The 13,046-nt window shown below is 72.4% G+C and carries 8 protein-coding genes; 6 read left to right on the top strand and 2 right to left on the bottom strand.

The genetic code is table 11. The features are described from left to right. The first annotated feature begins 411 nt into the window (after positions 1 to 411). A complete protein-coding gene (locus ACWEO7_RS07305) occupies positions 412 to 825 on the top strand; it encodes a DoxX family protein (RefSeq protein ID WP_355079710.1) in 414 nt (137 codons plus the stop codon). Here the strand turns inward: ACWEO7_RS07305 and ACWEO7_RS07300 are convergent. Both ACWEO7_RS07300 and ACWEO7_RS07295 read right to left on the bottom strand, forming a co-directional pair. Beyond that, positions 782 to 5,317: a UvrD-helicase domain-containing protein gene (locus tag ACWEO7_RS07300; protein WP_452421545.1), complete on the bottom strand. Its 4,536-nt coding sequence runs from the start codon at positions 5,315 to 5,317 to the stop codon at positions 782 to 784. The genes ACWEO7_RS07305 and ACWEO7_RS07300 overlap by 44 nt on opposite strands. 43 nt (positions 5,318 to 5,360) lie before the next feature. After that, a complete protein-coding gene (locus tag ACWEO7_RS07295) occupies positions 5,361 to 8,792 on the bottom strand; it encodes an ATP-dependent helicase (protein ID WP_452421543.1) in 3,432 nt (1,143 codons plus the stop codon). 72 nt (positions 8,793 to 8,864) lie between these two features. Here ACWEO7_RS07295 and ACWEO7_RS07290 point away from each other — a divergent pair, with 72 nt between their 5' ends. From ACWEO7_RS07290 to ACWEO7_RS07270, 5 genes are all read left to right on the top strand, one after another. Then, positions 8,865 to 9,641, top strand: coding sequence for an alpha/beta hydrolase (locus ACWEO7_RS07290; protein WP_452421541.1), 777 nt, complete (start codon positions 8,865 to 8,867; stop codon positions 9,639 to 9,641). Between the two features lie 4 nt (positions 9,642 to 9,645). Beyond that, complete coding sequence (locus ACWEO7_RS07285) at positions 9,646 to 9,957, top strand: MGMT family protein (protein WP_452421539.1); 312 nt, start codon at positions 9,646 to 9,648, stop codon at positions 9,955 to 9,957. 54 nt (positions 9,958 to 10,011) lie between these two features. Further along, positions 10,012 to 10,767, top strand: coding sequence for a VOC family protein (locus tag ACWEO7_RS07280; RefSeq protein ID WP_452421537.1), 756 nt, complete (start codon positions 10,012 to 10,014; stop codon positions 10,765 to 10,767). An 82-nt stretch (positions 10,768 to 10,849) separates the two neighbouring features. Next, positions 10,850 to 12,589 (top strand): NTP transferase domain-containing protein, encoded by a 1,740-nt coding sequence (locus tag ACWEO7_RS07275; RefSeq protein ID WP_452421535.1) that lies wholly within the window; start codon positions 10,850 to 10,852, stop codon positions 12,587 to 12,589. 23 nt (positions 12,590 to 12,612) lie between these two features. Beyond that, positions 12,613 to 12,909 carry a hypothetical protein gene (locus ACWEO7_RS07270; RefSeq protein WP_452421533.1) on the top strand — a complete coding sequence of 99 codons (297 nt, stop codon included), beginning with the start codon at positions 12,613 to 12,615 and terminating at the stop codon, positions 12,907 to 12,909. The last annotated feature ends 137 nt before the right edge of the window (positions 12,910 to 13,046 follow it).

Below are 13,046 nucleotides of genomic sequence, written 5' to 3'. Positions count from 1 at the left end.
GTCGGCTACAGAATCGGCCGCGCTGCCCCCGTCTCCTTCGTCGCGGCCCATCCGACGCCAGCCCGGCCGCGGACGCCCACACGATCGGTGTCGTTTCAGCCGACCCTGGTGCCTACTCATTCGAGCCCGGCTCGGTTCGCGGGCGGCGGCGGCAGACCGTCGAGTGGACCACCGGAGGCAAGCGCGGCGTGGGCGGTCGCTCGGTGCGAGCCGGGCTGGCTCGGCTCCGCAGTCGCGCGGTGGGGTTCGCGGCGCATTGGCCGACGTCCGCGCCGATCACGCTTGCTCGATCTCGGTGAGGTCGAAGGACGTGCCCGAGGCAGGGGCGGCGGTTCGGAGGTGCGGACCGACGGGTCCGCATCCAAGTGACCCGGGGTCGACGCGGAACGGCGCGGATGTAAGGGTGCCTGCATGGCAGAAAATACGCTGACGTCCGTGTCCGACGGTGGGCGGCGACCCGCGCTGGCCCTGGCCGCCCTGCTGTTCGGCTCCGGGGTGCTGCATTTCGTCCGGCCGAAGCCCTTCGATTCGATCGTGCCGCGCTTCCTGCCCGGACGCGCCCGCGACTACACCTACGCCTCCGGCGCGGCCGAGATCGGTGTCGCCGCCGCGCTCGCGGTCCCGCGCACCCGCGGCTTCGGCGGACGGCTGGCGGCGCTGCTGTTCATCGCGGTGTTCCCGGCCAACGTACAGTTCGCCGCCGACATGCTCGCCAGCGAGAAGGCGCCGCGGCTGGTGAAGATCGGCTCGGCGCTGCGGCTGCCGCTGCAGATCCCGCTCGTCACTCAGTCGCTGGCGGTGAGCCGGCGGGCGCGGCGTTCCTGATCAGCTCGGCCAGTTCGTCCGGACCGGCCAGGTTCGGGGGCGCGATGGTGCGGCCGGTGCGCACGTAGTGGAATGCGGCGCCGATCCGGGGCAGCATCTCGTGCTCGGGCCGTCCCTCGCGGGCGGCCATCAACCGCGCCCAGGCCAGGCGATAAACCGCCAGCTGCATGGCGACCGCCGGTTCCTCGGCGGCGCTCGGCTCGGCGCCGGTCTTCCAGTCGACCACGATCCAGCCGCCGCCGGGTTCGGCGAATACCGCGTCCATCCGGCCGCGGATCACGGTGCCCGCGATCGATGTCTCGAACGGGATCTCGACTTCGATCGGACTGCGATCGGCCCAACGCGAGTTCAGGAACGCCTCCTGCATCGCGCTCAGCTCGGCGTCCAGCCCCGCGTCGGCCGCGCCGCCGTCGGCCGCGCCCGGCAGTTCGTCCAGACCGAGCAGGCGGGTGGAGCCGAACCACCGCTGCACCCAGGCATGGAACGCGGTGCCCCGGCGAGCCAGTGGGTTCGGCGGGTAGGGCAACGGACGACGCAGGCGGGCGGCGAGCTTGGCCGGGTCGGCCCGCAGCTCGACCAGGGCGGTCGCCGCGATCTGTCCGGGTAGTTCCACCTCTTCGTCGGCGGCCGCGGCCGCGTGGTGTTCGGCGAGCAAGGCGTCGACGTCGGCGGCCCAGCCTTCCGGATCGGCGGGATCCGGCGCAAGGCGGGCGTCGTGCGGGCGGTACAGGTCCTCCGGCGGGGGCGGAGCGAAGCCGGTCGCGGCGAACGCCGGTTCGTCGGCGGACAGATACTCCTCCACCGGGTCCGGCGCCGAACCGAAATAGGGCTCGATATTCGCGTAGGGATCGGCGTATTCGATGGAACCGACCTCGAAGTCCCCCTCGAAATCGTCGGGCGGGTATTCGTCGTCTGGCGGATAGTAGGCCGACTCATCCGCGAACCCGAGCTCATCAGCAGGACGAGGAGTAGGCCGACTCATCCGCGAACCCGGCCCGTCACCGGGCCGGTAGTAGCCCGACTCATCCGCGAACCCCGGCTTGTCAGCGGGCCGGGTAGTAGGTCGATTCATCCGCGAACCCGACTCATCGCCGGGCGAATAGTAAGCCGACGGCTCATCGTCGGACCCGTAGTCTCCCGGCTCACGCTTGAACTCCGGCTCATCGCCGGGCAGGCCAGAAGCCGAATCGCCGGTGAGACCCAGCTTATCGCCAGGCCCGTAGTCTCCCGGCCCATGCTCGAACTCCCGCTCATCGCCGGGCAGGCCAGAAGCCGAATCGCCGGTGAGACCCAGCTCATCGCCAGGCCCGTAGTCTCCCGGCCCATGCTCGAACTCCCGCTCATCGCCGGGCGGACGAGAAGCCGAATCGCCGGTGAGACTCGGCTCATCACCCGGCCCGTAGTCGCCCGGTCGGTCCGCGAAACCCGGCTCGTCGACGTCCGGCGCGGACGGCATCTCGGTACGGGCGGACCTGGTTCTGCGGATCGAACCAGCAGCGCCGTGCGGCTCCGAGCCGTCGTGCCCGGTGGCGGCGGGACGGGCGCGCAAATTCGCCAGGGCAGCGCGGACCAGTGCCGCGCCTTGTTCGATGGGGTCGCGGCGGGCGCCGAGGGGGTCGCGCGGCCACTCGGCGGTCGCGGGGTTGTCGGTGAACGGGTTGACGGCGTCGGCGGCGGGCGGGTCGTCCCAGCGGTCGATCGCCAAGACGTCGCAGGCCGGGCTGCCGGGGTCCTGGTACGCGTGCTTCAACTCCAGCAGGAAATCCGAGGGGCCTTTCGGGGTGCTGCCGGTCTCCGCCCAGTAGTGGGCCGAAACCAATAGCACGCGCTCGGTTCTGGTGAGCGCGACGTAGAACAGGCGCCGTTCCTCATCGATCCGGCGGCGCTCCAGCGCATCCTTGTGCGCCTTGATCGCGCGGTCGAGGTCCGCGCGGTCGTACAAGTCGGTGAGCTCGAGCACCGGCACGCCCTCGGCCGCGTCGTCCTGCCTGCGGTCACCCCGCAGCGATGTGGGCAGCTCGGCGAGCGCGCCCAGCCACGTGCCGGTACCGACTTTGGACGGGAACACGCCCTCCACCACGTGCGGGACCGCGACGATCTCCCACTCCAGGCCTTTCGCCGCGTGCACGGTCAGCACCTGCACCCGGTCCTTGGCGACCTCGACCTCGCCCGGCTCCAGCCCGTTCTCGACCTCCTCCGCGGCGGCGAGGAACGCGAGCAGTCCGCCGAGCGAGGCGCCGGTGTCCGCGGCGTACCCGGCCACCACCTCGGCGAACGCGTCCAGATGCTCGCGTCCGGCCCCGGTGCCCGCCATGGCTCGCCGGGTCTGGGTCTCCACACCGACGCCGATGGTGCGCTCGACATCGGCGACCAGTTCCGCCAACGGCTGACCGCTGCGTTCGCGCAACGCGGCCAGCTCCCGGCCCAGCGCCTCGATGCGGGCGAACCCGGCGGGTGAATACCGCTCGGGCGGACCGGGATCGGCGATCGCGTCGGCCAGCCCGGCCTGTTCGGCGGGTTCCGGCGCCACTTCGCGCAGCGCCTCGTCCAGCGCGGCGCGGTCGGCGATCTCGGTTTGCCCCTCCGATCCGGGACGCCGGATGGACAGGTCCCTGGCGCGGCGGGCGAGCGCGGCGATGTCGGCGACCCCGACGCGCCAGCGCGCGCCGGTCAGCACACGCATGGCGGCGCTGCCCGCACCCGGTTCGGCGATCAACCGCAGGGTGGCGACGACGTCGGCGACCTCCGGTGTGGCGAGCAAGCCGCCGAGTCCGACGATCTCCACGGGAAGACCTTGTGCGCGAAGGGCTTCCGCGAGCGGCGCGGCATCGGCATTGCGGCGCACCAGTACGGCGGACGTGGGCGGCTGCTGCTGGGCCGCGTGCCGGGCAGCCCACTCCGCGGCGATTCGCTCGGCCACCCACTCCCGTTCGTCGGCGACGGTGCCGGTCAGCGCCAGCGCCACCACACCCGGCCCGGCGTCGGGCTTGGCGCGCAAGGCATCGACCGTCACCCCGCCGCTCTCGGACGCCTTGCGCCGCAATGGTTCCGCGACCAGATTCGCCAGTGCCAGCGCTTCCGGCGGATTGCGCCAGCTGGTCAGCAAGGACAACGTCGGGGCGGGCACGCCCGGCGCGCTGGGGAAGTCGGTGGCGAACCGGGGCAGGTTCGCCGCCGAAGCGCCACGCCAGCCGTAGATGGATTGCATCGGGTCGCCGACGGCGGTCACGGCTAGGCGCTGCGTTTCGCGCTGGCGCGAACGTTGGTCCGCACGCCTCGCCACGGCGTGCGGGTCGTGTGCACCGGCGAACCGCGGTTGTCCTTCGACGTCGTTCGCGTCGACGCGCGGCGACCGCGTGCCCTGCGCGGGGTCAGCGGGAAGCGCGTCGGTGGTCGATGACGACCCGGACCCGGTTTCCGGCAGTGTGTCCGAACCCGCCATGACGCTCTCCTGCGCACCGGGCAGCGCCGCCCTCTGCGCGACTGTGTGAACGCCCGCGGGTGACGAAGCATCGTCGCCGCGACGATCGCCCGGAGGAACATCGAGCGGGGTCGCGGGCTGCCGTGTCTCCTCCCCCGGCGCGCCGCCGAACAAGGCGGCGAGGAGGACCCGCTGCGCGTGGCCGGTGTCCTGGTACTCGTCGAGCAGGACCAAGCGGAAACGGGCGCGTTCGGCGGCGGCGACCTCTGGGTGCTCGGCCGCCAACCGTGCGGCGAGGGACATCTGCGCGCCGAAGTCCAGTGCGCCCCGTCGGCGCAATGCCTCGGCGAGCTCGTGCACCAGCGGTAGCAGCGCTACCCGTTCCCGCTGCACTTGCACGATGTTCAGCAGGGTCTGGCTCGGCCCGCCCCGCTGCCGCGGGCCCGGGGGCAGCGTGTACACCAGCTTCGCCAGTTCGGTGTGCGCCTCGGCCAGTTCCTCCGGCTCGACCAGGTGCTCGGCCAGCTGTCCGGACAGCGCGAGCACCGCCTCGGTGACCGATACCGGGGTGCGATCGGTCTCCAGATCGCCGTCCCAGGTGTGCACCACCTGGTGGGCGAGTTGCCAGAGCTGGGTCGCGGTCAACAGGGTCGCCGACGGTTCCACCGGCAGCAGCAGGCCGTGTTCGGTGAGCAACCTGCCCGCGTACGAGTGGTAGGTGCTGATCTCCGGTTCCGCGCCGGTCAGCTGGGCGCGCAGGCGGCCGCTCGGGTCCAGTTCGCGCAGCAGCGGCGCACCGGCGAGCCGGGCCAGCCTGGTCCGGATCCGGGCGGTCAGCTGTTGGGCGGCTTTGCGGGTGAAGGTCAGCCCGAGCACTTCGTCCGGCAGCACGAGCCCGTTGGCGACCATCCACACCACCCGGGCGGCCATCGTCTCGGTCTTGCCCGCGCCCGCGCCCGCGACCACGAGGGTGGGGCCCGGCGGCGCCGCGATCACGGCGGCCTGTTCGTCGGTCGGCGGCGGCAGGCCGAGCGCCTGCGCCAGCTGGTGCGGCGTCACCCCGCCCGTCACGGCGGCGCCCCGGCGACCGGCCGCGGCGGGACCGAGAGCGCGCTCACTCGTCGGTCACCTGCCTCCCGCTGTCCTGCACGGGGCAGCTGCCCGCGACCGCGCAGTGGCGGCATCCGTCGTTGCGCATGGCGAGGTAGCTGGGGCCCTGAGTGGACGACGCGGCCTGGTGGATCGTGTCGCGCCAGTGCTCGAGCGCCTCGGCGTCCAGCGGAGGCTGCATGCGCTGAGTGGCGCCCTCCGCCTTGCTCGGCTTGGCGACGTACACCAATCGCGCCCCGCCGGGTTCGCCCGCCGAACCGGTCGCGGGCTCCGGCTCGGCCGAACCGGATTCCTCCGGTGCGTCGAGAGCGCCCGCGGCGGCGGCCACCTGGTAGGTCGCCAGCTGCGCGTGATCGACGGCGGCCTGCTTGGTGACCGGCGACTTGCCGGTCTTCACGTCGACGATGACGAAACGGCCTTGCGCGTCTCGCTCCAGCCGATCGACGCGGCCCCGGATCCGTACGGCGCGTTCGTCTTCCGTGCGCGCGGGCAGCACGCAGTCCACCGGCACCTCGACCCCCGCCTGGGTGAGTTCGCCGCGAGTGTTGCGTACCCAGGCCGAGAAGGTCTCCAGCATCGCCTCGGTGCGGCGCAACTCCTGCCGGGAATGCCAGCCGGTCCCCGGATCCACCGCTCGCCAAGCGCGATCCAATGCGGCGCGCACCTGTTCCTCTGGCACTTTGCCCGCCAGCGCCTGCACGAGCGTGTGCACCAGATTGCCCTTGACGGCGTGCGGGTTGTCGCCGTCAGTGCCGCCGTTGCGTTCCAGCGCCCAGCGCAGCGGGCAGGTGCGCAGCAATTCGACGGTGGAGGGCGACAGCGCGACCGCGCCGTCGTCCTCGGTCCACAGCGGTCGCCGCGAGCTGAGTTCGGTGGTGCCGTACCAGTCGTCGGGGTGCGTTCCCCGGACGCCCGCGTCCGCCAGCCGCGCGAGCTGGTGCGCGGCTCGGCGCCTGCGTTCCGGGTCGGCATCCGGATCGCAAACCACGCCGCGCAATTCCGCGACCAGCGAGTGCATCACCAGGGCGCGGCCGGGGTCGGCCACCGGGAGCGCACCGGGCTCGCCGTCATCGTCGTGTCCGAGCAGTTCGGCGAGAAAGCGCGACGGCACCAGATCGCGTTCGCCCGCGACCGATTCCACCGCGGTGACCAGCAGCGACCGCCGGGCCCGGCTGCACGCGACGAGCAGCAACCTGCGCTCCTCGGCGAGGATCGGCGCCGCACGGCTCACCCGCTCCCCCGCATCGGACACCCCGGCGGTGAGATCGACCAGGTCCTCGGTGTGCAGGAGGGTGCCGCGAGTGCGTGGGTCGGGCCAAATCCCTTCCTGGACGGCGGCGACGGCGACCACATCCCATTCCCGTCCCGCTGCGGCGTGCGCGCTCAGCAGCGCCACCGCTTCGCCCGGCAGCGTGCGCGGCGCCGCGTCCTGTGGAATCTCCTGCTGCGTCAGATATTCCACGAACCCTTCGATGCTCGCGCGCGGCAACCGGTCGACATAGGCGGCGGCCGCGTCGAACAACGCGACCGCGGCGTCCAGATCACGATCGGCCTGCATGCCGACCGCGCCGCCGCGCTCGGACTGCGCCACCCAGCGCCGTTCCAGCCGAGAACCGGTCCACAGCGCCCACAGCACGTCCTCCAGGCCCGCCCCGCGCCCGCGCACCTTGCGCGCCCGGCGCAGCGCGTCCAGCACCCGGCGCAGCGGCGCGGCCTCGACCTCGGTGAGCCGGTCCAGGATGGCGGGATCGCCGGTCCCGATCAGCAGATCACGCAACATCAGTGCGGAGGGGCGGTCGATGTCCGAGTCGCGGTCGGGCGGCGAATCGTCGCCCGCGTCCGATGTTTTCGCCCCCGTGCGCACCGATTCCAGCACCGCGCGCCGGATGCCGCGACGCAACCGGCGCAAGGCGATCTGGTCCGCGCCGCCGAGCGGCCCGGACAGCAGATCGAGGGCGTCCTCCGGCTCGAAGGCCGGTTCCGCGCCCCGTTGCGCCTGCTCTCCCGCCAGGACCGCGCGCAGCGAGAGCAGCATCCAGGCCGCGCCGCGCCTGCGCGCCAGCGGCGTGTCCAGCGCGGGCTGCCGCACCGGCACGCCCGCGGCGAGGAGGGCGCGGCGCAGCGGCGCCAGCGACAGCGGCACCGAACGGACGATCACCGCCATCCGCGACCACGGCACCCCGCCGGTGAGATGCGCGCGGCGCAAGTGGTCGGCGATGAGCGCGGCCTCTTTCGCCGGCGTGGCCAGCACCCGCACGCGCACCTCGGTGCCGTCCTCCCGCGGGCCGGTGTCTTCCGGCACGGGGATGCGCTGCGGCGCACTACCCGGCAGTCGTGCGGCGATCCGGGCGACCGCCAGCTCCACCTGACCGCTGAACCGATGGTTGTCGCGCAACACGACCCGCCGCTCGGGTGGCACATCGAGTTCGGCGACGAATCGCGCGTCGGCGCCGCGGAAGGCGAAGACGGCTTGGTCGGGATCGCCCGCGATAACCGTGGTCCTGGCGCTGCGCCCGATCGCCCGCACCAGGATCGCCGCCTGCGGGTCCAGATGCTGCGCGTCGTCGACCAGCAGGTATCGGATCCTGGCGCGTTCGGCGGCAAGCAGATTCGGGTCGGCGGCCAGCGCGTCCAGCGCCGCGCCGACGAGTTCGGCGGCGTCCAGCGCGGGCGCGGTCGCCTCCGGCGCGTCGACGCCCACCGACCAGCGCAGCAGCATCGTCTGCTCGTAGCGGAGGGCGAACCTGCCCGCCGCCACCCATTCGGGCTTGGCGTGCTCACGGCCGAGGCGCACCAGGTCCTCCGGCCCGATGCCGCGTTCGGTGGCCCGGAGCATGAGATCGCGCAACTGTTCGGCGAACCCGCCGAGCGCGAGCGCGGGCCGCAACCGCTCCGGCCACAATCCATGCGCGCCCTCGGCCATGTCCGCCAGATCGCCGCGCAGCATCTCGCGCACGACGGCGTCCTGTTCGGCTCCGGTCAGCAGACGCGGCGGCGGGTTGCCGTGCGCCATCGCGTGCCTGCGCAGCACGGAGAAGGCATACGAGTGCAGGGTGCGCACCAAGGGTTCTCGTGTGGCGCCGGGCACACCGCCCTCCGCACCGGGGCCCGGGCCGCTCAGCCGCGTGGTGATGGCGTCTCGCACAGCGCCCGCGGCCTGTTTCGAATGGGCCAGTACCAGCACCGATTCCGGGTCGGCTCCGGCCGCGACGCGCCCGGCGGCGAGGTCGACCAGCAGGGCGGTCTTACCCGTGCCCGGCCCGCCGAGCACCTGCCATGGCCGCCATCCCGGACGCGCGGGACCGGCCTCGGCCGCGGCGTCCAGCAGCACGCGAACGTCGGCGCCCCAGTCTCGCGGCCGGGGCGCCACCACGTTCCGGCGAACCAGTCGCACCGCGCCATCCGATCGCACCACGCGGGCTATTGCAACAGACACGACCGACACGCCGGTACACGCCTCCGCCCGACCGGCGCTGCGGCCGATCACGGCGCAGGTCAGAATGGACCGGTGTCTGCTCTGAATGTCCACCGGTTCGGTCCGACGACGGGACCGGTGGTGCTCGCCCTGCACGGTGTGACCGGTCATGGCAAACGCTGGGAGGACCTGGCGACCCGGCATCTGCCCGACGTACGGGTGCTCGCACCGGATCTGCGCGGGCACGGCCGCTCGACCTCGCTGCCGCCGTGGAACTTCGAGACCATCGTCGAGGACCTTGTCGAATTGGTCACCGCCGAGGCGGACGGCCCGGTCGTGGTCGTCGCGCACTCCTTCGGCGGCGCGTGCGCGCTGCACCTGGCCCATCGGCATCCCGAACTGGTGCGCACACTGGTGCTGCTCGATCCGGCGATCGCGCTGGAGCCGGAATGGCTCAACGAGATCGCGCTGTCCACCCTGGTCTCGGCCGACTACGACAGCGTCGACCGCGCGCGCCAGGACAAACTCGACACCGGTTGGGGCGATGTGGAGCCGCGATTGCTGGAAGCCGAACTCGACGAACACCTGATGCCAACCGCCGACGGGCGCTTCGGCTGGCGGATGAGCCTGCCCGCGATCAACTCCTACTGGGGGCAGTTGGCCCGCCACTGGGTGCTTCCGCCCGCCGACCTGCCGACCGTGCTGGTGCAGGCGATGAAAGTGCACCCGCCGTTCGTCACGCCGGAGTTCCGCGCGGCGCTCACCGAGCACATGGGCGCGGGCCTGACCGTGCTCGAATGGAACTGCGATCACATGGTCGCCCAGGCGTATCCGGCCCAGACCGGCGAACTCGTGCGCTCGGTGCTCTGAGCCGATGCCGACCACCGACGCCCAGATCGAGCAGGTGCGCGCCCTGGTGGCGGCGGTTCCGCCCGGCCGGGTGGTCACCTACGGCGACATCGCGGCGGCCGCCGGTATGTCCACGCCGCGCACGGTGGGCTGGATCATGCGCACCGACTCGGCCGATCTGCCCTGGCATCGGGTGCTCGGCGCGAGCGGCCGTCCCGCCGCCCACCTGGCTCATCGCCAGCTGCGCCTGCTGGCCGAAGAGGGCGTGCCGATCCGGGACGGACGCGTCGACCTGCGCGCCGCACGCTTCGCGCTGCCCGATCTCCCCGGCGACTGAGCGCCGCTTTCCGAAATTCCTCCGTGCCGCAATGGCGGCCAGTACCGTTGATCCATGCCCACCCGCCTGGCATGTGTCGTGTTCGACGCCGACCGGCCGCGTCCGGTCGCGGATTTCTGGGCCGAACTGCTGGGCTGGAGTGTCACCCTCGACCGCCCCGACGAGGTGAACGTGGCGGCTCCCGACGCCGACGGCGGCGACCTGGCGCTCACCTTCCTGCCCGCGATGCGGGCCAAGGTCGGCAAGAATCGCCTGCACCTCGATCTGGCCACTCGCTCGCTGGACCACCAGCGCACCCAGGTGGACCGGGCGCTGGCCTTGGGTGCGCGCTCGATCAACATCGGGCAGGGCGCGGTGCCGTGGGCGGTGCTCGCCGATCCGGAGGGCAACGAGTTCTGCGTGCTCGAACCGAGGGAGGAGTACGTGGACACCGGAGCCGTCGCGGCGGTCGTGGTCGACACGCGCGATCCGCAGCGCCTGGCCGAATTCTGGTCGACCGCCACCGGCTGGCCGTCCATGCGGCGCGGCGAGCGGCTGGCCGGATTACGCGCACCGACCGGACTGGGCTCCTGGCTGGAGTTCGTGCGCACGCCCGACGCGGGGTCGGGCCGGACCAGACTGCGCCTGGATCTCACCTCGTTCCCGGCCGACGACCGGGCCGCCGAGGTGGCCCGGCTGCACGCGGCGGGCGCCACCTCCATCGACCGCGGCGCCCCGGCTCCCGAGCGCGATACCGACCTCGTGCTCGCCGACCCGGAGCTCAACGAGTTCCGGCTGCTGCCACCGGCCCGCTTCTGGTCGAACGCCTGATCGGCGCCGTCCGCTCCCCGGCTTCCCCGCGGTGACGAATTAGCATGGCCGCCATGGTGTACCTGACTCCGGGTCGTGGCGTGTGACGGCCGCCGACGCGATCGTGCTCGCGGGCGGCCGGGCCAGCCGGATGGGCGGCGTGGACAAACCGGCCATCGTCATCGGCGGCCGTTCCATGCTCGAAGTGGCGCTCGCCGCTGTCGCCTCGTGCGCGCAGACGGTGGTGGTCGGACCGCACCGCCCCGAGTTGGCGCCGGAGATCACGCAGGTTCGCGAGGTGCCGCCCGGATCGGGTCCGGTGGCGGCGATCGACACGGGGCTGCGGGCCCTCGGCTCCGCCGCCCCGCTGGTCGTGGTGCTCGCCGCCGACCTTCCGTTCCTGTCGCCGTTGGCGATCGCCGAACTCATCCGGCACGCCACCGAATCGGGAGCGGACGCGGTGTTCGCGGCCGACGAGTCGGGTCGGCCGCAATACCTGCTCGGGGTGTGGCGGCGTTCCGCGCTGGCGGCCGCGCTTGACGAGCTCGACGCGCTGATCAATCAGCCGATGAAGGCGCTCGTGCCCGCAGCAGCCGGGATCATCCCGCTCCCCGGCGTCGGCGACTGCGACACCGAAGAGGAGGTGCGACAGGCCAGAGCGGCGGTGGACGCGCCACGACAGCAACCGCCGCTCGAACTCGGCGACGCGCGAAACCTGCTGCGCGCCAGACTTTCCCGGCTTACCGCGTACGAAGCCGACCTGTGTTCGGTGATCGGGGCCGCGCTCGCGGGCCCACTGACGGCCGCCGGGCCGCTGCCTCGCTTCGACGTCTCGGCGATGGACGGTTACGCGGTGGCGGGCGACGGGCCGTGGCGCCTGCGCCGCGACGTCGGCTTCGCGGGCGGACGGCGTCCGGTGGGGCTGCTGCCGGGCGAGGCGGTGCGCATCGCCACGGGCGCGCACGTCCCCGACGGCACCACGGGCGTGCTGCGCGACGAGTTCGTGCACGTCGCCGACGAAACGCTGTACCGCCTGCCGGACACGCCGCTGCGCGACGACATCCGCCGCCGCGGCGAGGACCGGGCGGCCGGTGATCCGGTCGCGCCGGAGGGGGCGCCGGTCACCGCGGCGCTGGTCTCCGCGGCCGCGAGCGTCGAGGTCACCGCCGCGCCGGTGCGCGGCCCGGTCCGCGCGCACGTCGTCATGACCGGTGACGAGATCCGCAGCGAAGGTCCGCTGCAGGCGGGGCAGACCCGCGACTCGATCGGCCCGGTCCTGCCGGAACTGCTGGCCGGTTACGGCATTCGCACCACCGATCGGGTGCACCTGCGCGACACTCCGCACGGATTCGACGAGGTCCTGGCCGTCGCGCCGGATTGCGACCTGCTGGTGATCGTCGGCGCGACCGGCGGCGGGGCGGCCGACCAGCTCCGTGCCGCCCTGACCCGCGCCGGAGCCGAGATCGTGGTGCCGCGGCTGCGGCTGCGGCCTGGCGGTTCCACCGTCGTCGCCCGACTCACCTCCGGCACCACGGTGCTCGGCCTGCCGGGCAACCCGTTCGCCGCCGTCGCGACGCTCATGGCGCTGGCACCCGCGATCGTCGAGGGCCGCACCGGCGCGCTCCCCACCCGCCCGCTGCGCGGACCGCTGCACAACGCCGCCGAGATCGCCGGACAGGCGACGCGCATCGTTCCGGCTCGCGCCGCCGAGGAAGGCGGATGGATCGGCGACCCGGTCGTCCGGACGGCACATCTGGGCGGCCTGATCGACCGCGACGGCCTGGTGGTCGTCCCGCCCGATGCCGGGGACGGCGCGATCGTCGAATTCCTGCCGCTGCGCTGAACCCTTCGGCCTGCGGGTGCGTCGTGGACCGAACGAAACCGGTTGCGGCCCTTGGCTTCAGCGAGATTCAGTGGGCGCGGAATACGGGGGTGCGCCGATGCTCGGCCGACGTCGATCCGAAGTCTCTGCGGTGCAGCGGGTTTCGTTGTCACGGGAACCTGCACGCGCGCTCCTTTGCGGCAGCGGAATCGAATGCGATATACGTCGGCGGAGCGATCAACGAGGCAAATAAAACGAACGCCTTACCGTCGTTTCCATCCACCCATCCCGCCTCGACCTGGCCGGAAGAAAAAGTCGAACTGAACTGGATTCATTACTGAATGCAGGGCTCAATAGCGCTCTTACCAGCGGAAACGTAACAAGAGAGCCGCTCGGAGCCATATTTTTCATTTCCTCTTCCACAGGCCATTCCCGCTCGCTATCGTGTGTTCGTTAGGCGAATATCAATCCCCCGGAA

This window comes from Nocardia sp. NPDC004260, from assembly GCF_053603155.1.
Note: the sequence above shows the minus strand (reverse complement) of the source record. Positions and strands in the feature narration are given on the sequence as shown.